Raw genomic sequence first — 24,520 nt, forward strand, 5'->3', positions numbered from 1 at the left:
ATCGAGGCCACAACACTGCCACACGCGGCGGCCTCCGCTTGCGTCCCGGCGCCGCTGCGCGCACTCTCTTCGATGTGTGGGAAGAAGATGTCGTGGTGCGCGAACTCGCGCCGTCGGAGGCGCGGTTCGTGCGGCACGGCACGTATACCGGGCGCTCGGTCGTAGCACGGGGTGAGCTCGAGATCGACGCGCTGCGAGCGGCTTTCACCGCCCTCCAGCGCGAGTATCCGGTGCTGGTCTGCCGGATCGGCGAAGACGGCGCGGGCGGCGGCTGGCTGCTGCGGTCCATCGGTTACATGGGTGCCTGGGTGCAGCCGGGCGATATCGACGAGGTGCGCATCCCGCCCGAACCGATGAACCCACGCCACCAACTCGCCTACCTGGACATCGCCCCGGGCGAGGGCGGGACCAGGGTGACACTGTTCGTCCACCACGCCGTCGCCGACGCGGGCCACTGCGTCGCGCTGTTCGTGCGCCTGTGGCAGCACTACACCGAACGCGTGCACCCCGAAAGCGTCACCGACGGCGCGACAGCCGTTGTGCCGCACGAGCTTCCACAATCGCTGGAGTACTACGCGGTCCGCCGCGGCGCCCGGCGCAGCGCCATCTCCGGGCTGGAAGAAGTGATCGTGCCGCTCTCACCCGCCGACACCGCGCTCCCGCTCGACCCACCCGAACCCGCCCCGCCCACCATCGCCCGCCCGGAGCGCGTCCTGCTCGACGCAGCGTCCACCGAGCACATCATCGCGGTCGGCCGTCACTACGGCGTGAGCGTGAACGGCCTGGTCACCGCCGCCCTGCTGCGCGCCTACGCGGCAGGCCGCGGCGAAGCCGAAAACGGTGCCGCCACCAAGGGACCGATTCCCCTGACCTGTGTCTACCCGGTCGACCTGCGCAACCGCTTCGATCCGCCCGTCGCCGCGCAGGAAGGCACCAACATGGCGGGCCTGGCGGGATTCTCCGCCGATATCGGCCCCGGCACCGGCTTCGTCGCCCTGGCCAAACGCATTGCCGCCCGCCTGAACCACGACCTCGCCGAGGGCGTGATCCAGCAGTCGGTCCTGCACTTCCCCGAGTTCTTCGGCCCCCACCGTGTCCACTCCACCGCGGGCCACGTCGCCATCACCAACACCGGCCGGGTGCCCGAGCTGCCCACCCCGCCCGGTCTCACGCTCTCGGACTACGAAATCGTCTACGTCAGCGCCCATCCCCGCCCCTCGACCGGCAGCTCCGCCGCGGTCACCTTCCTCGTCTACACCTTCGCCGACCGCCTGTGCGTCGGCATCCTCGGCGGCGGATCGGCGGCCGCCCGGCTGCCACGAGCGGTCTCCCGCGAATTGTCCACGCTGGCAAGCGAGCCCATAGACGCCTGAGCCGACCAGGGGCATGTCCACAGTCAACGGCCCCGCGTAGTCGGCGTTCGACCTTCGGATGGCAATCGAAGTCAGGGAGAATCCCAGCTCCTCGAGCCCGCACCTCTCGCCGGTCCAGCTCTCGACACCGAGGAACCCGCCCCAGTCCTCGAGGTCACCGCAGCGGGTCTGTCATCGAGTCGATCTGCTCGCGCAAGATGTCTCCGTGGCCGGCATGCCGAGCGAACTCAGCGGTCATGAACACGTAGATCCATCGGAGGCTGACGACCACTCCGGTGTGGGGATGGTTGCGGATTTCGTCCAGGGAGAGCTCCGCGGCGATGGACCGGGCTCGGGCGCTTGCGCGTTCGAACTCCGCGATCACCTCGGTCACGGTCTCCTCATCGCTTACCTCGAAACCGCCGTGGGCCCACAGCGGGCCGTCGCAGTCGGCGTCGGTGAGTCCTCCGAGTGTGCGCTGGAACCACATTCGCTCAGCGAAGGTGGCGTGTTTGATCAGGGTGATCGGCGTGGTCGGTGAGGGCACGAGCCGAGTCCTGGCGTCGGATTCGGACAGGCCGCGCACCGTGTCGATGAGGTCGGCGCGCGCCTGGTCGAGCAGAGTCTCGAGTACTTCTCGTTCGGTGCCGGCGGTACGCGGTGAAGTGGTCATCGCGGGTGGTCCTTCCTCGGCCGGTCCGGTGCGCGCCAGACAGACCTATCTGCTGGTGGTGGCGGAAACGGCTCACCGGAAGAAGCCGGTGCCGGGATGGTCGCGGTTTTCCGCAACCGAGATACCTGATTCGGCCCGCCGAAGGATGTCGCAACCACATCAGATGTGAGCGCGGCGGGACCGATCCCGACTCTACGCTCTTGCTCGGCTTCGCATCACGGCTATCGGCCGAGCCCGCCTCGCGCGGTGCCCGAACGTGCCGGGTCTCGGCTCTCGCACCCCGCAGCCGATGTCGAGACCCGGAGCACAGTCGGGATCAGCCAGATGCCGTCATGAGTTCACAAGCAATCGGGCACGGCGGCGAGGCCCGATTACCAGGGCAGCGCGCCGTCGCGGCCGAGGAACGCGCCTGACGGGGCGTCGAGGTCGAGCATTGCGGCCTTGACCACGGGCTCGGCGCCTTGTGCGGCGGTCAGCGGCGCCTGCGCGCGGTTGATGGGGGAGAAGTCGGTTTGCACGAACCCCGGATCGATCGAGAACACTTTGATGCTGGTGTCGGCGAGCGCCTTCGACAACGTGATGGTCAGGCTGTTGAGTGCCGCCTTGGAAGCTTGATAGACGGGGACCATCAGGTCGGCCGGATCGGCTTGCGCCTGCAGGGTCAGCGAGCCCACGAACGAGGACACGTTGACGATCCGGCCGGATTCGCTGCGCCGCAACAACGGCAGCATGGCCTCTACCGTGTGGAACACGCCGAACACATTGGTTTCCATCGTCTTGCGCACCGCTTGCGGATGGGCGTACACGCTGGGGCCGGGCGCGTCCCATTCGCCGGCGATGCCGGCGTTGTTCACCAGCACATCGACTCGCCCATGGGTCTCGGCGAGAATGGTGGCCAGGCGCTGTACGGAACCGAACGAAGTGACGTCGAGGGCGTACCCCCGTGCGTCGATCCCGTGCTCGCCCAGTCGGCGCGCTGCGGCCGTGGCCGCCTCCTGTGACCGCCCCGTCACGATCACCGTGTATCCCGCCGAGCCCAATGCCAGGGCCGTTTCGAATCCGATGCCCCGCGTCGAGCCTGTCACCACCGCGATGTCTGCCACACCTGTTCCTTTCCGGGTGTCTTGTCGCAAAACCTTTCTCTTCGAGGGTGGGGCTCCGGAGCCTTGCGCACCGGCGGGAATCCGACCTCATGTTCCGCATCCGGCGCAGCCCCCGGCGATGTCTCCGGTCGCACGGACCAACCCGGGCCGTCGTAGCGGCACCGTCCAGGGGCCGACCCGCCGCTGACGGTCCGGGGCAACGCGGCAACCGATCTCCGCGGCCGCCGGGGTCCAAGACCGATGGATGTGATGTGCGCCGCCCGGCGGTCGGCTCAAAACCGTCCGCCGCGCCCACCGCGACTCGACGCCCCGCCGAACGACGTCGGGCGGAAGCCCCCCGATCCGCCTGCCGCCCCGCGCAGTATCTCCCCGATGATGATGCCGCCGAGAATCGCGCCGGTGCTGTTGCCCGGGCCCGAGAACGGGTTCATGTTCTTCTCCCACGCGTTGACACTGGTCTGCGCCTCCCGCAAGGCGCGGCCCGCCAGATCGGCTGCTGTCCTGGCATGTTCGAGCGCCCCCGCCGGATCGGCGCCCGCCAGCCCTCGAGCGGCATCGAGGTGACGCTGCGCCTCCGACAACCGGGTGCGCGCGGTCGCGTCGACTCCGCCCCGGCGGGTGCTGATGTAGTCCGAGGCGGCGGTCACCCGTGTCTGCGCGTCGATGAGCGCGTTGTCGAACCGCCTGCGCAGCTCCTCGGCGGCCAGCTTGCGGTCGGTGGCGGCCGACGCCGCGCGATCGAGTGCGGCGTCGGCGGAGACCGCGGCGTGGAAGGCGCTGAGCGGATCGCTGTCGGCCTGCCCGCCCGCAGTGTCCAGCGTCTGCTGGGCGGCGGTGACCGCGGTGGCCAGCTCCGACCCGCCGTAGCCGGTGAGTCCGGCCGCGGCCGCGATGTCCTTGCGCAGTTCGTCCAGCGCCGCGGGTAACCCGTCGCGTGCCTGCTGGATGTTCGACGCCGCGTTGTCGACCGCGTCCAGCAACGTCCTGGCCTGCCCGATCGCGCTCTCGGCGGTTCGGATCGCCGCGACCGCGCCGCCCTGCTGCCCGACCGGAAGGGCGAGCGCACCGCGCGCGGCATCGATGTTCTGTTCGGCGAAGGCGATCCGCTCTCCCGCCATCCGCACATTGTCGGCGATCGGAGCCAGCACGCTCGCCGGATGTGCGGCCGTCAGCCGGGCCAGTTCGGCCTCCGAGGCCGGAGTGCGCCCGGTCAGCTCCACCAGATCGCGGGTAAGCCTGTCGAGCCGGTTCGGGGCGTCGATGAGCAGATCACGCATCGCGTCGAATTCGGCCACCCGCGCGTCGAGTTCGCGATCGGCGCGCCCAGCCGTGGTGAGCAGCTCCACCAGCAGGCGGTGCTGCTCGTCCGTGGTCTCGGGAATGTCGTCGTCGAGCTGCTGACGGATTCGGAACGCTTGCGCCGCGGCCGCCTTCGCATTGTTCACCGCGGCGGTGAACGGCGCTGTGGCCGTGGTCCCGAATTCGCCGATCGCAAGCTGCAACTCCTCGTCGCTGGCGCGTATCGCGTCGTCGATCTCCACCAGGACCTCGCGGGATCGGGCGTGCAGGGCCTCCAGCGGCAGCGCCGCCAGCGCGGCGGTGTTGTCGGGATCGATCCGGCGGGCCGCGGCCAGTTCGGCGGCCGATCGCCGCTTACCGCGCCTGCGCGACCACCACACCAGCGCGGCCAAGCCCGCCGCCACGACGAGCGCCACGATCAGCAGGCCCCGCATGCTGGTGCCGCCGCCGCTGATCGCCGCACCGATCCCGTCGGCGGTCAGCACGGCCGCGTCCGCCCACCGGCTCTCCCGCAGCGCGGGCTCGACCTCGTTCGCCAGGACATCGTCGAGCTCCTGTTCGCTGACCCCGCTGGGCGCGTCGCCGTCCAGCCAGTACTCCCGCGCGCCGGTGGCGACGGCGAGCAGCATGTCGCGGGAACCGAACCCGGACGCGCTCGCGGTCTGCGCCGCCCATTGCTGCGCCGACTTCCCGTCGAAGTCCTCGACGTAGTAGACCCACAGCCGAACCCGGTGGTCGGTGTAGAGCCGGTCCACCGCCGTTCCGACCCGCGCCGCCTCCTCTCCCCTCAGCGCGCCCGCCGAGTCGACCACGTAGGTGTCCATCCGGCCCGGCGGCTCCGCGGAACCGGGCGCGGCCCCCAGCAACGCGGCGACCAAGAGCGCAAGGCCGACGACCGCCCGGGAGATCCAGCGGCGACAGCTCTCGAGGCACGACGACATAGTCCGAATGTATAGCCCGCCGCAGCTACCGGCGCGCAATAGCCTTCGGCTACCGGCGTGCAATAGCATCGTCGAGGTGATCACCATCGACCGCCCGTACACCGGCCATGTGTCGTCCGGGTCGAATCCGCAGCAACGCGATCTCGACGGCGCGCGGATCATCAAGATGTCCGTCGGCGGGATGGACAACAACGTCTACTTCGTACAGTGCGCCGTCAGCGGCGCCGCCGTCGTCATCGACGCCGCGAACGAACCCGATCGCATCCTCCAACTGGTCGAGCAGGAGATGCCCGGCAAGGTCCGCTTCGTCATCACCACCCACCAGCATCGCGACCACTGGATGGCCCTCGAACAGGTCACCGAATCCCTCGGCGTGCCCACCGCCGCGCACCGCCTGGACGCCGATGCCCTCCCGGTGCCTCCCGATCGCCTCCTCGAAGACGGCGAGACCTTCGACGTCGGCGACCTCGCCCTCGATGTCATCCATCTGAGCGGCCACACCCCCGGCTCGATCGCGTTGGTACTCACCGAGCCCACCGGCCGCGCCCACATCTTCACCGGTGACTCCCTCTTCCCCGGCGGCGTCGGAAAGACCCACTCGCCCGAGGCCTTCGACTCCCTGCTCACCGACGTGACCACGAAACTGTTCGACCACTACGACGACGCCTTCGTCTACCCCGGCCACGGCGACGACACGACCCTGGCCGCCGAACGCCCGCATCTGGGGGAGTGGCGCGCCCGAGGCTGGTGAGGCCGGCAACGCCCGGGTGATCACCGTCACGGCCGCCGCACCTGCTCGGCGGCCCCCGCCTGGCAAACTTGGGGAGTGATCTCGCCAGCCCCCCGCGCCCACTCGGCTTCGACCCATGAATCCGGGCTCCGCCGGGGCTTCGGCCCCGGCCTCGCGCGCTGGATCAGGCGGGGTGTCGCTGGCGCTGTGCTGATGGCTTCGATCGTGGTCGGCGGAACCGCGGTACGCGTGTGGCAGGTCGCCCGGATCAACGACTACACCCCCGCCGATGCCATCGTCGTCCTCGGCGCCGCCCAGTACTCGGGCACCCCGTCCTCGGTGTTCGAAGCACGCCTGGACCAGGCCTACGACCTCTTCGAGGCGGGCGTCGCCCCGCGCGTCATCACCGTCGGCGGCAAACAGGAAGGCGACCTCTACACCGAGGCCGCCTCCGGCAAGAACTACCTCGAGGACCGCGGTATCCCCGGCGAGGCCATCCTGGCCGTGGAAACCGGCTCCGACACCCTGCGCAGCGTCGAAGCCGTCTCCGACGCCATGGCCGAACGCGGCTGGTCCTCGGTGGCCCTGGTCAGCGACCCCTGGCATTCCCTGCGCACCCGCACCATGGCCCGCGACGACGGCCTGCGCGCCTGGACCGCCCCGACTCGTACCGGCCCCGCCGTCTACACCCGCGAATCCCAGGCCCACGGCATCTTCCGCGAGACCTTCGCGCTGCTCTGGTACCAGCTGACCCACTTCTCCGCCGACTTCCCCTACACGGCGGGGCAGTGACGACCATGCACGGCAGGCAGTGCAGCCACAACACGCAGGGCAGGTAGTGACGCGATGGACGCCATGAACGAATACACCGGCCACGACCGCGAGCGCATGGTCACCGAGGCCCCCAAGACCGCCGGATTCGGTTCCCCCGAAGCCGAATTCACCGTCGGCCACCGCTCCGAATTCGCCCGCGACCGCGCCCGCGTGCTGCACTCGGCGGCCCTGCGCCGCCTGGCCGACAAAACCCAGGTCATGGGCCCGCGCGACGGCGACACTCCGCGCACCCGCCTCACCCACTCCCTCGAGGTCGCCCAGATCGGCCGCAGCATCGCCGACGGCCTCGGCGCCGACCCCGACCTCGTCGACCTGGCCGGCCTCGCCCACGACATCGGCCACCCGCCCTACGGCCACAACGGCGAGAAGGCCCTCGACACCTGGGCCGACGCCTACGGCGGCTTCGAAGGCAACGCCCAGAACCTGCGCATCCTCACCCGCTTGGAACCCAAGATCCTCACCCCCGACGGCGTCAGCGCGGGCCTGAACCTCACCCGCGCCGCCCTCGACGCCGCCATCAAATACCCCTGGGGCAGAACAGGACCCGGCACCAAATTCGGCGCCTACGACATCGACACCGACCGCCTGGCCTGGATCCGCAAGGACGCCCCCGACCGCGTGCGCAGCCTGGAATGCCAGATCATGGACTGGTCCGACGACGTCGCCTATTCCGTGCACGATGTCGAGGACGGCGTGATCGACGGCCGCATCGACCTGCGCGCACTCGCCGACCCCGCCGAGCGCGACGCCCTCGCCCGGATGGGCCACCGCCAGCACCCCGAGATCCCCGTCGACGACCTGGTCGAAGCCGCCCAGCGTCTGTCCGAGATCCCCGTCCTCGCCGACGTCTTCCACTACGACGGCTCCTTCACCGCCTCGGTCGCCCTCAAACGCCTCACCAGCGAGCTGGTCGGCCGCTTCGCCACCGCGGCCATCACCGCCACCCGCGCCGTCGCGGGCCCCGGACCGCTCATCCGCTACCACGCCGACCTGGAGATCCCGCGGATCGCCGCCGCCGAGGTCACCATCCTCAAGACCTTCGCCCTGCGCTACGTCATGTTCGATCCCGTCCACAAGCAGCGCCAGGCCGTCCAGCGCCAGCGCATCCAGGAAGTGGCCGCGGGCCTGCTGGAATCCGCCCCACATCACCTGGACCCCCCGCTGCTGCCGTGGTGGAACGAAGCCGACACCGACACCGCCCGTGTGCGGGTGGTCATCGACCAGATCGCCTCCTACACCGAGAGCCGCCTCGAACGTATGGCGGTCGAGCTGGCCGGGTGATCGGACCCCGCCCGCGCGGCTAGACTGCAACCCGTGGCCGGACGACTTCCTGATCGCGATATCGCGGCGATTCGCGACCGCGTCCGGATCGAAGACGTGGTCGGTGAGTACGTCGCCCTCAAGCGCGCGGGCGCGGACTCCATGAAGGGCCTGTGCCCGTTCCACGACGAGAAGTCCCCCTCCTTCCACGTGCGGCCCAACCACGGCCTGTTCCACTGCTTCGGCTGCGGCGAGGGCGGCGACGTCTACAAGTTCCTCCAGCAGATCGAGCACATCGGCTTCGTCGAAGCCGTCGAGCAGCTCGCCGACCGCATCGGCTACCAGATCAACTACGAGGGCGGCGGCACCTCCGTGCAGCGCGACCGCGGCACCCGCTCCCGCCTGGTCGCGGCCAACGCCGCGGCCCACGAGTACTACATGGCCCAGCTCGCCACCCCCGAAGCCGAGACCGCCCGCAGGTTCCTCACCGACCGCGACTTCGACGCCGACGCCGCCCGCCACTTCGGCTGCGGCTACGCCCCCGCCGGGTGGGACACCCTCACCAAGCACCTGCTCCGCAAGGGCTTCGAATTCAAGGAACTGGAGGCCGCCGGCCTGTCCAAGCAGGGCAAACGCGGCCCCATCGACCGCTTCCACCGCAGGCTGCTGTGGCCGATCCGCAATCTCGGCGGTGAGGTCATCGGCTTCGGCGCCCGCAAGCTCTTCGACGACGACACCATGCCCGGCAAGTACATCAACACCCCGGAAACGTTGCTGTACAAGAAGTCCCAGGTGCTCTTCGGTCTCGACCTCGCCAAGCGTGACATCGCCAAGAGCCGCCAAGCCGTCGTCGTCGAGGGCTACACCGACGTCATGGCCATGCACCTGGCCGGCGTCACCACCGCCGTCGCTTCCTGCGGCACCGCCTTCGGCGACGACCACATGGCGATCCTGCGCCGCCTGCTCATGGACGACAACTTCTGGCGCGGCGAGATCATCTACACCTTCGACGGCGACGCCGCCGGTCAGGCCGCCGCCCTCAAAGCCTTCTCCGGCGACCAGAAGCTCGCCGGTCAGACCTACATCGCCGTCGCCCCCGACGGCCAGGACCCCTGCGACCTGCGCCAGCGCCACGGCGACGCCGCGGTCCGCGACCTCGTCGCCCGCCGAACCCCGTTGTACGAGTTCGTGATCAAGGGCTTGCTCGCCGAACACAACCTCGACACCGTCGAAGGCCAGGTCGAGGCGCTGCGCCGCGCGGTCCCCGTGGTCGCCCAGATCAAGGACAACGCCACCCGCAAGGCCTACGCCACCCGCCTGGCCGGCTGGGTCGGCTGGGACGACATCCAGACCGTCGTCCGCCGCGTCGGCGAGGAAGCCAAGAAAGCCCCCCGCTCGGGCATCATCCCCAAGCGCGCCCCCGCCGAATCCAAGGTCGCCGAGCACCCCGCCGCACGCCCCAATCCGAACGACCCGGTCCTGCTCCCGCAACGCCAATCCCTGTGCGCCGCACTGCAATACCCCGCCATCGCGGGCGCGGTCTTCGACGCCCTCGAAATCGAGGCGTTCACCCACCCCGCCTACATCGCGATCCGCACCGCGATCGCCGAAGCGGGCGGCGCGTCCTGCGGCCTCAGCGGCGCCGAATGGGTGAACGCCGTCGCCGACGCCACCGAAGACCTCACCCTGCGGGCCCTGGTCTCGGAACTGGCGGGCACGTCGATCCCGGTGAAGTCGATCAACGACATGCCGCGCGTCATCACGGGCCTGCTGGCCCGCACCCAGGAAGCCCACGTAGGCCGCCAGATCGCCACCCTGAAGTCCAAACTCCAGCGCCTGTCGGCCAGCGACAACACCGACGAATACATGGCCCTCTTCGGCGATCTCGTCGCCCTCGAGCAGTACCGCAAGAGCCTGGAAGCTCAGGCCATGGGCAACGTCGGCGACTTCGCCACCGGCTAGACCCGCTTGCTGCCCCGCCGCAGCTGATCCTGTGGCACCAGAATCGTGGTCCGCTCGTCGATCGGCTTCATAGGCTCCAACGGCGGCCGAGTGCTCAGCTTGTCCGCCAGCCGCTGCCGCCCCACCAACACCAGCTTGCGAGTGACCGGGCTGCCCGCCACCGCCCGGGTGGCCGAACTGATCTGCTCATACCGAGCCCGCCCGGCCTTGGTCCCGAGTACGTACCCGGCCGCGATACCGATCAACACCCGCAGCATCTGGTGGAGCTCCTCCCAATCGCCTGTTCGCGGCTACCATCCTGCCCGAAACGGCGCCTCCGTGTCGATCCGGCCACCACCCGCCCGTACGTCGCCTACGACACGCCGAGGTGGGATGCATCGCCGCAGGTAGATGGCCGATTTGGGAACCGGTGCGAGCATGCGCTAAAGTTTCTCCTCGGTCGGACCGAAAGGGTCGAACCGAACAGAATAGTCCCCTATAGCTCAATTGGCAGAGCAGCCGACTGTTAATCGGCAGGTTTCTGGTTCGAGTCCAGATGGGGGAGCAGCAATAGATCCGCTACCAGCGTCAGCTGGTAGCGGATCTATTTGCATTCCGAAGGCAGTACCGGAATCGACACTACGATTCAGCGCGATGGACACCGTGGTGGAATCCGCGCCGTATGCGACGAACTGCATTGAATGCGGGATGTCGACCGACTGCACGGTCGCCGAGGTCTCAGAGGTGGAGGGCAGAGGACACGAGCGGGAGCTGGAAGGTCACTGCCCGAGATGTGAATGTGTGTGGCAGGAATGCGGTTTCGAGCCGTTACCTCCGAGGATTCGGGAGGCGATACTCGCTGCGAACGGGCCGACCATCATTCAACTCGCCCCGGGCGACGCCAAGCCTGCGGCCATCATGAAAGTTCTGAGAGCTGTCGGATTGATTTCCCTCAAGGAAACGCGTTCCGCAGCAGACCAACTCCTGACAAGGTCACGGCGAGTCCCTGGTCGAGGCGTGCCGCCGCGAGGTCCGAGAAGAGATCGGCCTTGACCGTGCACCCACACGGCTACTCGCGTATGACTGGGCACCGCGTGATGACGAAGGCGACAAGCTCCTGTACATCTTTGCCTGCGGCATACTTGGTGCCGACGAAGAGCGGATACGACTCGATACCGTCGAACTGGACCACTGGGAGTGGGTGCCGAACAACCGCATCGATGACTACCTGATTCCGAGGCTTGCCCGCCGCCTGCATCGCGCGTACGCCACCGAAGGAACGACTGTGTACCTCGAACACGGTGAGCCCGGTCAGTCCCAATTCCAGATCCTGGGACCTGACATCAAACTTCATGCTTCGGCTGTGGCGACGCCCTGATAGGAGGACCATCCCTGCATACGCAGGGCTGACTTGCGGTTGGTGCTGGCCGGCACCCGCCGGTCGAAACGATCCCCACTACGCGGGCCTACGGCGATCGAGAGGAGCTCCACCAGATGCTGCGGGGGCTATCCCCGCGTACGCGGGGCCGACCGGTTCGAGATCCCCGAGTACCCAGGGTCGCCGGGACCATTCCCGCGTACACGGGGCCGACCAGCTGCAACGCCTCGGTCAGGTGCGGGTCTCGGGACCATCCCCGCGTACGCGGGGCCGACGAATCCGGCGTGCTCGATCAGGTGCTGGTCGGGGGACCATCCCCGCGTACGCGGGGCCGACATGCTGCGAGACGTCGATGACGAGATCGATGCGGGACCATCCCCGCGTACGCGGGGCCGACATCAACCCGCGCTGCTGCTCGATCTCGTTGGCGGGACCATCCCCGCGTACGCGGGGCCGACAAACCGGTCACCACCCGCGGCACCCGGTACGCGGGACCATCCCCGCGTACGCGGGGCCGACGCCGTCGAGTACACGCTCGACGGCCGGGTGGAGGGACCATCCCCGCGTACGCGGGGCCGACCATCCAGGGCCCACAAGCACACAGACCAAACGGGGACCATCCCCGCGTACGCGGGGCCGACCTGCGCTACGCGATGACCGAAGCGATGACCGAGGGACCATCCCCGCGTACGCGGGGCCGACGCTTCTCCAGGCTGGTTGTCCCGCACAGCGGCGGGACCATCCCCGCGTACGCGGGGCCGACCTTTCACCGACTCGCAGGAAACATTGGGGACTGGGACCATCCCCGCGTACGCGGGGCCGACCTCGACCCCGAGACCGACGCCGACCGCGCCCTGGGACCATCCCCGCGTACGCGGGGCCGACAGCTTGATGTCGTCCGCCGCGACTGTGATGCTGGGACCATCCCCGCGTACGCGGGGCCGACCTGCACCCCAAGTCTGTTTGGGACCATCCCCGCGTACGCGGGGCCGACCTGCACCCCAAGTCTGTACGGTTCCGGCACTTGGGACCATCCCCGCGTACGCGGGGCCGACGCGTCACCGAACGGCTGAATCAGCGGTGCGGCGGGACCATCCCCGCGTACGCGGGGCCGACACTTCCTGACCTGCTGCTTTGCAGCGCAACACCTCGGTTTTCATTCACTTTCCCAAGGTCTATTGCGCACGTACTGGTTCGGCGAGTAGCTCGCTCCGATGGTTTACCTTCACGCGCGAATGAGGATCAGCCCAGTCGAGTACGCCCGCCCGTGCCCGATGCCGGTGGTGAGCGCGTTGACGAAGGTGGCTGGGTCGGTTGCTGTGAGAGTGCCTTTGATCTCCGCTCGGGTGATCCGAAGGCCGGCATGCGGTCCATTGGAAGAGACCATCGGCAGCATACGAACAGCGAATTGTTCACTGGTGGCATGGGCGCCGATTCTGCGAACGCCGTTCGGCGAGATGTTTGGCTCTCCTTCCGGCTGAAGACGTTCTGTGAACCAGGATTCCACCCACTTCGGGCTCGAATGGGGAGAGCGTCTGCCGCGCTGTTTCGCACTGCCGCCGGCCGGTTTAGGGGCTGCCCGATCGCGGGTCGGGTTGACAACCGTGCGGAAACCGTAGGTCGCTCCCTTTCGGATCACGGCGTCCACGGGAAGGGATTTCGGTGCGAATTTCATTGCCGCCGAGGGAATTCGGGACCAATCCGCGGGGACAGCGGCCTGGACGACAAGGACGAGAGTCGCGGTTTGCAGGTCGAGGTTCCAGGTCGAAAGGATTCCCATGAGCTGACGTGCATTGGGCTCTCCCTGCTCTACCCAGCCGTGGAAGCCGCTCATGACGGTTCGGTGCATGGCTTGGGCGTCGAGCAGGGCCTTGGTAGTGAAGGGATGTCGTGCATCGAGGGCAAGAACGTGGTGAGTGGTGACGAAACGGGCCGATGCTGGAGCGGGAGCGGCTGGTTCGGTCACTGGATCAGGTTCCATTCGATCTCGGAGGTGGGGGTGATGCGGGTTCGTTTCTCCCAGCGGAGAGTGTGGCATCGGTTGTCGGAGTCGAAGGTGACGGGCTGGTCGTGGGCTGGAGTGGCACCGACTCCGGGATGGGTTTCCAGCCAGACTCGCGGTCGCGTATCGGTGGCATTCTCGAGCAGTGCAGTGCGAGCCAGAACGGATTCCGCTGTGCCCGAGTGGACTCCATTTGCGAGTTCACCGGTAGGGGGACAGGATTTCCGGCCGAGCCACAGTAGCTGCTGGGGGTGCTCGACGGCATGGCCGATCTGTTCTAGGAAATCATGGTCGCTGTATTCCAGCGCGACGACGAACGCGGCATCAGCGAGGTACCAGTGCTCGGTGATCATGGGGCTGCGGGTGACTGCCTTCGTCTCCGTGATCAAACCCCCGCTGTCCGGATCGCGGATAACGTATTTCGGTATGCCGTACCAGTCTTCGAGGACGTAGTCGCCGAAGGTGCCGTCATCAGCCAGTGGTCTGCTGGGTTGTGCGCGCGAAGCGCGGCGGTGGTCGAGGATCAGGTCCCGGGGCCGCAACGGGTAGGTGCCACCACCGACGGTCTGGTAGTCGCGGATGACAGTGCCGGGCCGGTCTGCGCGAACACCGAAACGGAGTTCCGCGAGGGGGCCCAACGGATCGGCACGGTCCAGCCCCATGGCGGCCGCGCATAGACCGATGACTCCGCTTTTGGTGGGACGCAGGTCGGTGTCGCGGTGGGCGAAGCGGGATCGGCTGCCCCAGGACTGCAGTGGGCCCGCCAGACGCAACAGCAGTACCGACGTCATGCGATCGGTAGTCATCCGCCGATGAGTTCGTCGAGAGTGGCGACTTCGATGCCGACCAAGGTGTTCGTGCTGGCGCGTTTGGCGAGCAACTCCTCGATATCGAGGTCGTAGGTGAGCATCTTGCCCGCGGTGATGTCAGGGCGTTTGCCGACGACGAACGCGTGATGGTCGAGCAATCGCTCGGTGGCCGCAGCGGCGGTGCTGCTGGTGCCTGTCGGGATGATGGGACGTTCGAAGGTGGCTGCGTAGTTGAACGGGCGTGATCCCTCGAACGAGAGAACGAAGTTGGGAAGGCTGCCGGTGGATGCGGTGCTGTTCCGCTTGGCTTCCGGGTATGCGTTGACGAATGCCTCGATGAACTCCGCTTCAGCCGCCTGGGCGGCGGACTCCACGTCCGCCTCGGCCATCCCAGCCGCTCGGAGGTTGGTGCGGAGGCGGCGGCGATCGAGGGCCGCGTGTCGGTAGAAGGTGCCTGATATCAGCGATTGGTATCCGGTCATGCCTGCGCCCGCATCGTCGCCGGCTTCGAGGAAGTCGAGCGCATTGCGCTTGCGTTCGAGTTTGGCGTCGTCGGCGGCGGCGTAGAAGTCGTCGATGTGTTCCGCGGGGTGCACCGTGAACGCATGCGCGGTCTGGATTGCTCCATCGACGTTGGCCGCGTCCGGGATTTCAGCAAGGAACCGACCGTAGAGGGCGATATCGATGGCATCCCGTGGAGCAAGTGCGGTCAGGACTGCGGAACGAAGCTCTTTCGGCGCGGCAGGCAGGGGAGTCTTTGCTGCGGGTCCTGCCTCGGTGGTGTCGTCGGATGTATCTGCCTTCCTACCTCTCGTCTTCTTCTGTGCAGCCAGTTTTGCCTTCGCGTCCAGGTATTCGTCGACCCAAGCGGTGACGATCTCGTGGTGTGTAGCTATGTAGCATGCGATCTCGCTACCGGCATCGCCGGGGGCGAAGATCAGCACTTTGGTGAGTGCAGCGGTGGTGGGTTTGTCGCCGAATTTCAGGCCCACGGCTTCGAGGCAGGCCCGGGTGGTGTCGAGGGCTTTGTCGCGATCCCAACCGTGTTCGGTAGCCAGTGCGCGGGAGGCCAGCAATGCCCATTCGCGCGTGCGGAGTCCGGTGGATTTGCCGGCCAGCGGGCCCTCGCCGTCGTTGGCGCGTCGTCGCGAATGCATTCGCTCTGCTCGGCGCCTTGCCTGACTGGTGATGAGGGTGCGTTCCTGACCGCCGAAGACAATGGTTTTGGGCATCCCGTTCTCGTCACGCACCGGCAGTGCGGCAGCCGCAGTTTCGAGTGCCTGCAAAGAGAGGAACTGTGGTTGGCCGAGGTCGGTCATCGGGTGGCTCCATTCGCGGTGTGTGGTGCGGGAGTGTAGAAGTCGCGGGCCCATCGGTAGGCGACTTCTCGCTTGGATTTATGCCATGCGGTGAGATTGTCGGTGAGCCGGACCCACTCCGGCGGGGGTGTATCGGCTGCGCGGGCGCGCTCGACAGCGTGCTGGAGGTGGCGCCACGGGATATCGCGTGATGTGGTGATCCGGTCGAGTAGCCGAGTGGTGCCCGGATTCTTCGGGCCGCGATGACCCGGAGCGCCGATCAACCCGAGCGCATTGCCGATACTGCCCCAACCGGTGGAGGGCCTGGTCTTTCCTGCGTGGTACCGAGCGAACAGGAATGCGACTCGTTCGTAGACTTCCCGATCTGCTTCGGTCGGTGCGTATGACGCGACGAGTAGGCGAGCCTGACTGATGGCGTGGATCCGGCGTAGATCGGCCAGTGCGCCGAGATCGTGGTTGCGGACGAGCCCGCACAGGTGCGCGGTGAGTCGGACTGCGGAAGGCTTTGCGGGGGAGTCGATCTCCTGTGCGTCGGCAGGAAGAGAATCGGTCACGGTCGGGGGGCTTTCTGGAGAAGGGAGGGCGCTTTGGTACTTGTCAGTTCCGAGGCGAACCGGTGCTCGGCAGCCGCCCGGGCACGGAATCCGCGCGAGTTCTTCGGTAGTGAGGCCAGACGAAGTCCTAGTAGTCGATGTGCGGAACGGCGGAGCGTTCCTGCGTACTCACGCCCGGCGTCTTCGACTCCCCGGCCTTCTGCGATGGCATCGAGCAGTTCATGAAAGGGGTTGGCGGCAGCAGCGTAGTGTTCGGCAGACGCGTCGAAGCGAGCCATCTGGTGGGCTTTGTCGGCAGGCTTTGCGCTCGGATAGGCGAGGGTCCAGGCAGTGTGTGCTGCGGCGCGGAGTGCGGTTCCGAGGTATTCAGCCACTTGCGAACCGGTTTCGGAAGCTCTGTGCAGCTCCTGCTCGCGGCCCGGGACGAAAGGGAAAGTATCGGAAATCCAAGTGGCGATCTTGTTCTGGTCCGTAGCCAGACCGACCGCCCACAGAAGTATCCGACGTTCACTGATCGAAGCGAGCCGACTGTAGAGATCACTTCCCATGGTGCGCTGGGCGACTGCCGCGTAGAGCGCGTGCGACTGCCGCCACAGTGCGCGCCTGACGGAAGGCTGCAAGGGGGCCATTTCGGAAGTCGTTCCCTTGGGGACCAGGACCGCATCCTGAAGGTACGTTGCCGGAAGGGGGGCGAGAAGTTCGCCTGCGCCGATCAGGACGCGATCGACCGCGATGCTTCCGTCTTCCGCACGGACCGGTCGTAGAAGGATGGAACGGCCGAGAATGCTATGCAGGTCGGCGGGACCATCGGGTGTTCGCCCGTTCGGTTTGCGATCGAATGGGCGGCGTTGTCGTTGCGTCCAGCTCCTGTTGAACGTGCCCGCCTTGCCCATCTCGCAGGGAGCGAGATTCAGGCGCAAGGTATCGGCGAGGGTGTCGCCGAGGGCGAGTACGCGGATGCGTGATGAGAGCCGAGTAGTGGCGAGATTGTTGAGTGCCGGCCCCAGTCCCGGCAAGTTGCCGGGCACACGACCACGGGTGCCGGGTGCATAGCAGTGCTGAACGAGCGTCGCCCGGAACGCCTCGGCGGGGCGAAGAGGGTGCTCGTATTCGAGATGGTGTTTGTCGAAATGCAGGAGGTAGTCCCCGCTGTGTTCGAGCACCAGTTGTGCGGGCCCGCAGCCGTGTTCGTCGATGAATGGCGCGAGGTGGGCGTTCTGCCACAACGGCAACAGTCGGTCGAACATGTTCCATGTGCCGGGATCGTTGCGTAGCCAGGTGGCGGCTTCGTCCAGCGGGTGTCTGGTCCTTACCCACTCCACCCATTCTTCGGTGTCTTCCGGGTGGATCCCTGCTGCATAGCAGATGGCGAGCAGACACTCGATGATTGCCACGGTTTCGCCGGGAGTCGTCCCCGAGACAGTCTGCAGCTCTTCGGCTTCGGCCAACGCGGTGACGAGGGAGACGGGGCGTCGCTCTCCGCTGGTTGTCAGTGCGAGAAGGCATGATTCGGTCCGCGGATCCCAGTGGAACGCGGAACCCTGTGGAATATCCTGATATGACGCCAAGCTAGTTGATGGCACGCGAGAACCATACTGCCGCAGAGGAAGTCATGGAAGAGGAACTTAGAAACTCCCAATTGCCGTGGGGGAAGACGGATCTGTCGGGGATGTCTGCGGCCCGGGGTGGGCCATCCTGGGACCCGCTGCTGGCGCACCTCCTCGACGTAGCCGCGGTCACCATGCGGCTGTGGGACGTATACCTGCCGAAACCCATGCGGGTGCGACTGGCCGAGGCATTCGGTGGCGGTGACGAGTCCGTCGCGCGTGCGGTGGTGGCGTTCCTCGCCGCACTGCACGATCTAGGCAAGGCCTCCGATTGCTTTCAACACCTGTTCGGCACCGGACGCGGAGCCAGGCCGGGGCTTGTCGAAGGTCGCGCCGAATGGGAGCGGATAGTGCACGCTCACGGGTTTCCATTGGCGCATGCGGCGGACTTGGCGGCCGGCGCCCGTCACGAGCACGTCACTGCGGCTGTTCTTCCCCGGCTACTCGGATGCCGGTGCCCGGATTGCGGCGGTAACGAGCAGCCGGTGCGAGGGCTGCACATTGTCGCGATGCTGCTCGGCGGGCATCACGGCCATATACCACCGAAGGACACCGTCGATCGCGCTGCTGCTGCCGTCTCGCCGCAACTGCTGCGCGAGGTGCATCCTTTGCTGCTGACGGACCTGGCCGAACAGCTCGAGGTCGATCTGGAAGCACTGCCACACGTTGTCCGGCCCACCAGGCCGAGTACTTTTCCGGTGTTCGCCGGTTTGGTGGTGCTCGCCGACTGGGTAGCCTCCACCGAAACGCTGTTCACCTACCGGCGCCTCGGGCCGATCTCGTCATGGTGGGCGAGTTCGCGAGCCGAGGCAGTCGCCGCGTGTGACCGGCTGCATCTGAATCGCTGGGAGCCGAATCCGGTGCAATGGGCGGATATTTGGCCGGCGACGATGCCGCGCCCTTTCCAATCCGCGGTTGTCGACCACGTTCCGTCGGAAGGGCAGATCCTCGCCATCATCGAATCCGACACCGGATCGGGAAAGACCAGGGGAGCGCTGTGGTGTGCCCACCGGCTGATTCGGACCCGCGGTTATACCGGGGTCTACCAGGCGGTTCCGACCCGCGCGGCAACGAATCAGGCCGCACGTGAGATGAGGTCCTTTCTCGGGACCGCGCTCGGTCGAGACGGCATCGCCAATCTCGCCGTCGTCCACGGCGCAGCGGCAGCCGCCACTATCGTCCACGAGCTGCTCGATGCCGGTGCGGCCGAACAGTCGGAACTGGACGCGATTCGCGAGGCCGCTGCGGCATCCATCGAAGCGGGTAACGATCTCGACGGACATGTCGTGCTCGATCCCTGGTTTCTGCGCCGCTGCCTCGGTCTGATCTCACCTTTCGGCGTCGGGACCGTCGATCAGGTGGTGTTGTCCGCGCAGCCGTCGCGGCATTGGTTCCTCCGGATGTTCGGACTTGCCTGCAAGATCATCATCATCGACGAAGCCCATGCCTATGAACTGTTCCAGCAGCATCTCTTACAGGCCGCCTTGTCCTGGTTCGCCGATGCAGGTGCGTCGGTCATCGTCCTGTCCGCTACGTTGCCGCGGAATGTGCGTTCGGAACTCACCGAAGCATGGTGCAGGGGACTGGGTACCGCACCTGTCGATGCGGGAGAGTCCGGTCCGATCACAATCGTCGATCAGCACGGTTCGGTCCGCCGTATTGCCCCGCCGGTGCCGCATCCGCTCCACACGACGATCTGCCTCGAGGAGGATCCAGGACATGTCGCGCTGGCGCATCGGCTCCTATCCGAGATTCGGTCCGGCGGGATCGTCGCAGTCATTCGTAATCGCGTGCAACAGGCGCACGATCTCTACACCGAAGTGCGTGCCCTCGCCGAGAACGAGGGCTGGGAACCTGACGAGATCGTCATTCTCCACGCGGGGATGCTTCCCCGGATCCGCCAACAGATCGAAGCCGAGATAACCGAACAGGTCGGTGCTGTTCCGGGTGGCGGCCCCAATCCGCTCCGGCCACAGCGCCTCATCGTCATCGCGACGCAAGTCGTCGAACAGTCGCTCGATCTCGACTTCGACTGGATCGTCACCGATCTGGCGCCCATCGACCTGCTGATCCAGCGACGCGGCAGACTGCATCGCCACTCGGTGAACGATCCCCTCCGGCCGCCTCGGTTCAGGGCGCCGCAGATGACCGTTCTGCACCGAACGCGTAATGGGTTGCCGGTTGTCGGAAAACCGAGTCGGAACAGGCCGGACGACGAGACCAATGCCGATGCCTGGGTCTATGCGCCCTTCGTCCTCGCTGCTACCTGGAAAACGCTGTCGGATCGCATCGGGCGAGGAACCTGCGGCACCTGTGGTGTTCATCCGGGAGGGAACTCGACGCTGCACATCGTGACTCCGGCCGATTCGGGCGCTCTCATCGAGTCTGTCTACGGTCCGCTTTCTCCCGCCGGTGGTTCGATCGGGGAACTGATCGAAACAACGAGGCACGAATGGGAAGTCGAGCTTCAGGAGGAGTACATGCAGGCCGAGCACCTCGCGGTCGCCCCCTACACGCGTCGTGGGAGGCCGACCGGCATCGAGAATCTAGCTTCGGGATCGGCTCATGGTTCCGGGGATAACGGTGGAGCACAGGGGATTCGCGCCCGATCGCGACTCGGCGAGGAGACCGTTCCTGTCGTGGTCGTGTTTCGGCGATCGGATGGCGGGCTCGCCTACGACTCGACGGGAACTTTGCCGCTGGACTTTCGCCGGTATCGGGGAGACCTCACGCCAGCCGAAGTCGACGTTGCTCGTCGACAGCAGTACGACATCATGTCGAACACGATCGCCGTTCCGGTCCGGTGGTTTTCGAGGGGGCGCATACCTGCTACCAAGACATGGCCGCCTCTCGGTCGGGGACCATTCGGACGGCTGGACGTTCTCGTCGTCGATGCTGATGGTCGGTGCGAGGGGCTCCCCGAACGCCTTCGGTACTCCGATACCCGGGGTCTGTCGATTTCTCGATGACAACCTCGGACCTGTCGATAGGCTCGGACGGAAGGGTTCGCCTGCTGAAACGAAGTGAAGTAACGTACCAGTCGCCCCGTAATGGCGGGGATGGACCGTAGCTGGGCGTCAGCTCATCTCGAGCCCCGGAGAACCGGGGAAACGCTCGTTGCATCTGCAAGCATCATGGTTGAATTCGCGATCATGTACAGAGGCGCATCGTGCGAGTCGTCCCCCGCAGTAGTGGATGCTGGTCGACTTCGGCGGGCTGCGCTCTTTCACGGTAGCGATTCAAAGTGAATGAAAACGGACGTGATGCGTCGGAACGCCGCAGGTCAACAAGTGTCTGCCCCGCACGTGCGGGGATGGTCCCTCACGCCGAGCTAAGGGCCATCCCCGCACCGCGTCTGCCCCGCACGTGCGGGGATGGTCCCGGGGTGGCCGTGATCAGGTCGAGGACAGTGGTGTCTGCCCCGCACGTGCGGGGATGGTCCCTCGCGGAGACTCAGGTAGCGCACCATGCCGCCGTCTGCCCCGCACGTGCGGGGATGGTCCCCCGAACGCCGTGCAGATCTGGGATTCGTGGCGGTCTGCCCCGCACGTGCGGGGATGGTCCCACCAACACCCAGCAGCCCGACTTCGCCGCGATGTCTGCCCCGCACGTGCGGGGATGGTCCCGATAGCCACGAACGAAACACGAGTTCTTGCCAGTCTGCCCCGCACGTGCGGGGATGGTCCCTGAATATGGCAATGAAAACGCTCCAGACATCGGTCTGCCCCGCACGTGCGGGGATGGTCCCTCCCGCCCGTTCATCCTCTGATAGATGGCGGTGTCTGCCCCGCACGTGCGGGGATGGTCCCTTGTTGTGCACGTATTTCACATCATCGGGCTGGTCTGCCCCGCACGTGCGGGGATGATCCCCACCATTGCTGTGTGGTGACGGCGTACGCGATGTCTGCCCCGCACGTGCGGGGATGGTCCCCACACATATCGGGTGCCATGCCGCAAGTTCGCGTCTGCCCCGCACGTGCGGGATGGTCCCTGCTCGGTGATCGCCCTACGCGCGGAATCGACGTCTGCCCCGCACGTGCGGGGATGGTCCCGCCTGGCCGACATTGTGCGGGTCGCAAGATTGGTCTGCCCCGCACGTGCGGGGATGGTCCCCGGTTCAGGATGTGATCAGCCGGGGTGGGCACGTCTGCCCCGCACGTGCGGGGATGGTCCCGGGCAGTGGGCGGCGCGGCACCCCCGCGGCTTGTCTGCCCCGCACGTGCGGGGATGGTCCCCGGAATAGTCGCAGCACCGACTTCACGCAGATGTCTGCCCCGCACGTGCGGGGATGGTCCCCAGTGCCGCGGCCCTTCGGGGTTGCAGGTGGCGTCTGCCCCGCACGTGCGGGGATGGTCCCCCGCGGGTCTCGGCGACCATGCGGTGGCCGATGTCTGCCCCGCACGTGCGGGGATGGTCCCTTGATCTCGCCCTCGAACTGAGTGCGTTTGCGGTCTGCCCCGCACGTGCGGGGATGGTCCCTGGGCCGCGATCGCCCGCCCCGCGGCGGGCAGGTCTGCCCCGCACGAGCGGGGATGGTCCCGTGCCGAGGTTGTCCTGCGCGCTGTTGACGGCGTCTGCCCCGCACCCGCAGGGAGTGCCCCACCACCGCCACTCTTCCCGGCAGAGAAACCGCGCCTGCCCGCGCACGCAGGGATGCGTCAGCGTTATCTGCCACGGAATGATGCATCCCCCACAGCTCGCTCTCTTGCTGGCGGCATTGCGGGGCACCACGTTATTGACGCTTGCGTGTAGGTGGGCGTAGGGAAGGGCCCGGCGCGACTGGGATCGCACTGCGCTTCCCGAATCCGAAGCTATGTTCCTGTAACAGGCGTTGCACCGGCCGCTTCTGCGATCTGATCGATATGCCTAGCGAGATCGAAATCCAGCTTGGTCAGTTTCCGTCCGGCGTCGTGAGTTGTGATCCGGAACTCGACTCGCTGCCAGGTGATCAGCATGTCCGGGTGATGGCCGACTTCACGGGCCTTCGCTGCGACGTAAACGGCCAAGTGGACGCATTCGTGATAGGTGTGGGCGAACGTACGTGTGATCTCGTTCCCGTCGCGCTTCCAGCCGGGTAGGGCGGCAAGGGCAGCGGCGATCTGGCTGTCGTTCAGTGGTGCGGGCGGTGAGCTCATGCGAGGGACCCCACGATGGCTTGGAGTTCACGGCCCGCTGAAGTGTGTGCCCACGCGCTTGAATGGGCAAGGAGGGCCTTCAATTCCCGGCGGAGTCTCGCTGAACCAGTTTTCTCGAAGGCTTTGGCAGCTTCCGTGGCTGCCCAGACGGCACGGTCAGGGTCTGGCATTTTGGCGAGTGCGGCGGATTGTCGTGCCCGGAAGACTGCGTTGTCGCGGCGTGCCAGCTCGGGCATGGAGTCCATGATTTCGTCCCACAGGGCTGCTGCGTCGGCGGCGTCTTGCGCTGTGCCGGTGCGTCCGTAGCTGATCGCACGTTGCACTTCGACATGGTGTGGGGTGCGTCGGCAGGCGTTGCCCCATGGATGTTCGTCGTCAACCCTGGCAGTGAGAGCGGCGACGTTGTCTAGCAGGCGGTCCGCTGTTGCGCGGTCTCCAAGCATGGCGTGGCCTTGTGCTTCGTGTTGAAGTGCGATCACGCGGCACTTCGGGGACAGTTTCTGCCCGGCAGACTGAGCGGCACGGGCGTAGTCCACAACGACACGGCCGTCGTCGAGGTCCAGCGCGAGCATCGCCATGTTGGACAAGGCGTATGAGATGACCTGCTGCTCACCAGAGCGGTGCGCGAGGGCCAAGGTGGTGTAGCGCCATTGTGTGGAGGCGGCGAGGTTGCCAGCGTCTTGATGGAGCCAGCCGAGGAGAGCGGCGTAGGCGGCGCCGGTTTCGAGTAGGCCGCAGCGTGTGAGGGAATCGGCTTCGCTCGCCAACTGGATGATCAGTTCGGTTTGAGCCTGCACGGCGGGTATGAGGTGAAGGGGGCCTAGAAAGGCGTCCGCTGCGTAGTGTCCGGCGAGCTGGACGTGGAAGTGGTCGACGAGTTCGGGCGGCGTATGTGTGTCTTTGAGGCTGCCGAGTGGCGAATCCGCCATGTAGGTCCGGCATTCGCACGACTCGTTCAGCGCCGATGGACCGAGCACCAGCCCTGCTACTGACCCGGTCATCACCTGAAGGAATCTCTTCCGATCCACTGAAACCTCTTCTGCCGCAACTGGAGGGCTCAGCTCCACGGTAGCCGCATTCGCTACCTGTGGAAGCGCTGTAGCTCGGCGCCGCTGGCGCTGTCTGCGTTCCTCCCATGCGGTCTGGCCAGCGGCGACTATTTCCTCGAACCGGGCGCGGTCTTCATCCGATGCCCGCTGCCGCAGCGCGGTGTCGAGAATCTCCTGAGTCTTGGTGCGGAGGACGACACTGCCCAAGCCGGCGCGCCAGTTGTTGACCGTGGTCGTCTCGACACCCAGCAACGAGGCGAAGTCGCGCACCGATCTGCGCATCGCCTCCTGCAAAGCGACCGCTTCGAACCCCGTCCACTCCTGCGCTCGTACCATCGCCCCGCCTTCGCACCCTGTATGGAAGACCACCCCTACGCTGCGCCCACAGTACTCCGTCATTAGGCCATCTTCGGCTGAATCAATCTCCACGAGAGTAGATCTCGGCCCCGGTGCCGGGGTGCGAGAACTGCATGGCGACGACGTGTGGCGATCCCTCGGCATCGGGCGCTGACCACGAAATTGCCAGCAGCTCCT

General features: G+C 66.7%; 18 protein-coding genes, 1 tRNA gene and 3 CRISPR repeat arrays. Of the genes, 8 read left to right on the forward strand and 11 right to left on the reverse strand.

Annotated elements, in window-relative coordinates; translation table 11 throughout:
- Nucleotides 1–74: 74 nt before the first annotated feature.
- Nucleotides 75–1,373 (forward strand): phthiocerol/phthiodiolone dimycocerosyl transferase family protein, encoded by a 1,299-nt coding sequence (locus IU449_RS21105; RefSeq protein ID WP_324188360.1) that lies wholly within the window; start codon nt 75–77, stop codon nt 1,371–1,373.
- A 154-nt stretch (nt 1,374–1,527) separates the two neighbouring features.
- On the opposite strand, the gene IU449_RS21110 is transcribed toward IU449_RS21105, so the two are convergent.
- The 3 genes from IU449_RS21110 to IU449_RS21120 form a co-directional block, all read right to left on the reverse strand.
- Complete coding sequence (locus IU449_RS21110; protein WP_195003858.1) at nt 1,528–2,025, reverse strand: DinB family protein; 498 nt, start codon at nt 2,023–2,025, stop codon at nt 1,528–1,530.
- A 371-nt stretch (nt 2,026–2,396) separates the two neighbouring features.
- Nucleotides 2,397–3,128, reverse strand: coding sequence for an SDR family NAD(P)-dependent oxidoreductase (locus IU449_RS21115; RefSeq protein ID WP_195003859.1), 732 nt, complete (start codon nt 3,126–3,128; stop codon nt 2,397–2,399).
- A gap of 272 nt (nt 3,129–3,400) precedes the next feature.
- Nucleotides 3,401–5,368: a TPM domain-containing protein gene (locus IU449_RS21120; RefSeq protein WP_195003860.1), complete on the reverse strand. Its 1,968-nt coding sequence runs from the start codon at nt 5,366–5,368 to the stop codon at nt 3,401–3,403.
- A 76-nt stretch (nt 5,369–5,444) separates the two neighbouring features.
- Between IU449_RS21120 and IU449_RS21125 the strand changes: the two genes are divergently transcribed.
- From IU449_RS21125 to dnaG, 4 genes are all read left to right on the forward strand, one after another.
- Complete coding sequence (locus IU449_RS21125; protein ID WP_324188361.1) at nt 5,445–6,119, forward strand: MBL fold metallo-hydrolase; 675 nt, start codon at nt 5,445–5,447, stop codon at nt 6,117–6,119.
- A gap of 192 nt (nt 6,120–6,311) precedes the next feature.
- Nucleotides 6,312–6,890, forward strand: coding sequence for a YdcF family protein (locus IU449_RS21130; protein WP_195004107.1), 579 nt, complete (start codon nt 6,312–6,314; stop codon nt 6,888–6,890).
- 63 nt (nt 6,891–6,953) lie between these two features.
- Entirely contained in the window at nt 6,954–8,213 is a 1,260-nt protein-coding gene (locus IU449_RS21135) for a deoxyguanosinetriphosphate triphosphohydrolase (protein WP_195004108.1), read from the forward strand.
- A gap of 33 nt (nt 8,214–8,246) precedes the next feature.
- On the forward strand, nt 8,247–10,154 hold the full coding sequence (gene dnaG, locus IU449_RS21140; protein WP_195003862.1) for a DNA primase: 1,908 nt from the start codon (nt 8,247–8,249) through the stop codon (nt 10,152–10,154).
- Here dnaG and IU449_RS21145 read toward each other — a convergent pair.
- Complete coding sequence (locus IU449_RS21145; protein ID WP_195003863.1) at nt 10,151–10,411, reverse strand: hypothetical protein; 261 nt, start codon at nt 10,409–10,411, stop codon at nt 10,151–10,153. The genes dnaG and IU449_RS21145 overlap by 4 nt on opposite strands.
- A gap of 214 nt (nt 10,412–10,625) precedes the next feature.
- Here IU449_RS21145 and IU449_RS21150 point away from each other — a divergent pair.
- Nucleotides 10,626–10,698: transfer RNA gene (locus IU449_RS21150), tRNA-Asn, on the forward strand.
- Between the two features lie 477 nt (nt 10,699–11,175).
- Nucleotides 11,176–11,511: a hypothetical protein gene (locus IU449_RS29895; RefSeq protein ID WP_416382227.1), complete on the forward strand. Its 336-nt coding sequence runs from the start codon at nt 11,176–11,178 to the stop codon at nt 11,509–11,511.
- A 124-nt stretch (nt 11,512–11,635) separates the two neighbouring features.
- Nucleotides 11,636–12,627: direct repeats of the CRISPR family, unit length 29 nt; unit sequence GGGACCATCCCCGCGTACGCGGGGCCGAC.
- A 109-nt stretch (nt 12,628–12,736) separates the two neighbouring features.
- Here IU449_RS29895 and IU449_RS21160 read toward each other — a convergent pair.
- From IU449_RS21160 to IU449_RS21180, 5 genes are read right to left on the reverse strand one after another with little or no spacing between them, the layout of a single operon-like run.
- The gene (locus tag IU449_RS21160; protein WP_324188362.1) at nt 12,737–13,477 is read right to left on the reverse strand and encodes a type I-E CRISPR-associated protein Cas6/Cse3/CasE; all 741 of its coding nucleotides are present in this window, start codon (nt 13,475–13,477) and stop codon (nt 12,737–12,739) included.
- Nucleotides 13,474–14,319: a type I-E CRISPR-associated protein Cas5/CasD gene (gene cas5e, locus IU449_RS21165; protein WP_228805455.1), complete on the reverse strand. Its 846-nt coding sequence runs from the start codon at nt 14,317–14,319 to the stop codon at nt 13,474–13,476. Before cas5e ends, IU449_RS21160 begins: the two co-directional genes overlap by 4 nt.
- A complete protein-coding gene (locus tag IU449_RS21170; protein WP_195003865.1) occupies nt 14,316–15,641 on the reverse strand; it encodes a type I-E CRISPR-associated protein Cas7/Cse4/CasC in 1,326 nt (441 codons plus the stop codon). The genes cas5e and IU449_RS21170 overlap by 4 nt, the downstream gene beginning before the upstream one ends.
- On the reverse strand, nt 15,638–16,195 hold the full coding sequence (gene casB, locus IU449_RS21175) for a type I-E CRISPR-associated protein Cse2/CasB (RefSeq protein ID WP_324188363.1): 558 nt from the start codon (nt 16,193–16,195) through the stop codon (nt 15,638–15,640). Before casB ends, IU449_RS21170 begins: the two co-directional genes overlap by 4 nt.
- Nucleotides 16,192–17,778, reverse strand: a complete 1,587-nt coding sequence (locus IU449_RS21180) for a type I-E CRISPR-associated protein Cse1/CasA (RefSeq protein WP_324188364.1) — start codon at nt 17,776–17,778, stop codon at nt 16,192–16,194. The genes casB and IU449_RS21180 overlap by 4 nt, the downstream gene beginning before the upstream one ends.
- A 29-nt stretch (nt 17,779–17,807) precedes the next feature.
- On the opposite strand from IU449_RS21180, the gene cas3 reads away from it, so the two are divergent.
- Entirely contained in the window at nt 17,808–20,771 is a 2,964-nt protein-coding gene (gene cas3 / locus IU449_RS21185) for a CRISPR-associated helicase Cas3' (protein WP_195003866.1), read from the forward strand.
- Nucleotides 20,772–21,094: 323 nt separating this feature from the next.
- Nucleotides 21,095–21,734: a CRISPR direct-repeat array (repeat unit 29 nt; unit sequence GTCTGCCCCGCACGTGCGGGGATGGTCCC).
- 91 nt (nt 21,735–21,825) lie between these two features.
- Nucleotides 21,826–22,342: a CRISPR direct-repeat array (repeat unit 29 nt; unit sequence GTCTGCCCCGCACGTGCGGGGATGGTCCC).
- Between the two features lie 271 nt (nt 22,343–22,613).
- Here the strand turns inward: cas3 and IU449_RS21190 are convergent.
- Both IU449_RS21190 and IU449_RS21195 read right to left on the reverse strand, forming a co-directional pair.
- Nucleotides 22,614–22,937 carry a 4a-hydroxytetrahydrobiopterin dehydratase gene (locus tag IU449_RS21190; protein WP_195003867.1) on the reverse strand — a complete coding sequence of 108 codons (324 nt, stop codon included), beginning with the start codon at nt 22,935–22,937 and terminating at the stop codon, nt 22,614–22,616.
- Nucleotides 22,934–24,322 (reverse strand): hypothetical protein, encoded by a 1,389-nt coding sequence (locus IU449_RS21195; protein ID WP_195003868.1) that lies wholly within the window; start codon nt 24,320–24,322, stop codon nt 22,934–22,936. The genes IU449_RS21190 and IU449_RS21195 overlap by 4 nt, the downstream gene beginning before the upstream one ends.
- Nucleotides 24,323–24,520 lie beyond the last annotated feature (198 nt).

The organism is Nocardia higoensis (assembly GCF_015477835.1).
Taxonomy (GTDB): Bacteria; Actinomycetota; Actinomycetes; order Mycobacteriales; family Mycobacteriaceae; genus Nocardia; species Nocardia higoensis_A.

Coding starts and splice junctions, on each gene's coding strand:
- IU449_RS21110 (WP_195003858.1), bottom strand. CDS start 2,025: ATGACCACTTCACCGCGTACCGCCGGCACCGAACGAGAAGTACTCGAG.
- IU449_RS21120 (WP_195003860.1), bottom strand. CDS start 5,368: ATGTCGTCGTGCCTCGAGAGCTGTCGCCGCTGGATCTCCCGGGCGGTC.
- IU449_RS21130 (WP_195004107.1), top strand. CDS start 6,312: ATGGCTTCGATCGTGGTCGGCGGAACCGCGGTACGCGTGTGGCAGGTC.
- IU449_RS21135 (WP_195004108.1), top strand. CDS start 6,954: ATGAACGAATACACCGGCCACGACCGCGAGCGCATGGTCACCGAGGCC.
- IU449_RS21145 (WP_195003863.1), bottom strand. CDS start 10,411: ATGCTGCGGGTGTTGATCGGTATCGCGGCCGGGTACGTACTCGGGACC.
- cas5e (WP_228805455.1), bottom strand. CDS start 14,319: ATGACTACCGATCGCATGACGTCGGTACTGCTGTTGCGTCTGGCGGGC.
- IU449_RS21170 (WP_195003865.1), bottom strand. CDS start 15,641: ATGACCGACCTCGGCCAACCACAGTTCCTCTCTTTGCAGGCACTCGAA.
- cas3 (WP_195003866.1), top strand. CDS start 17,808: ATGGAAGAGGAACTTAGAAACTCCCAATTGCCGTGGGGGAAGACGGAT.
- IU449_RS21190 (WP_195003867.1), bottom strand. CDS start 22,937: ATGAGCTCACCGCCCGCACCACTGAACGACAGCCAGATCGCCGCTGCC.
- IU449_RS21195 (WP_195003868.1), bottom strand. CDS start 24,322: ATGGTACGAGCGCAGGAGTGGACGGGGTTCGAAGCGGTCGCTTTGCAG.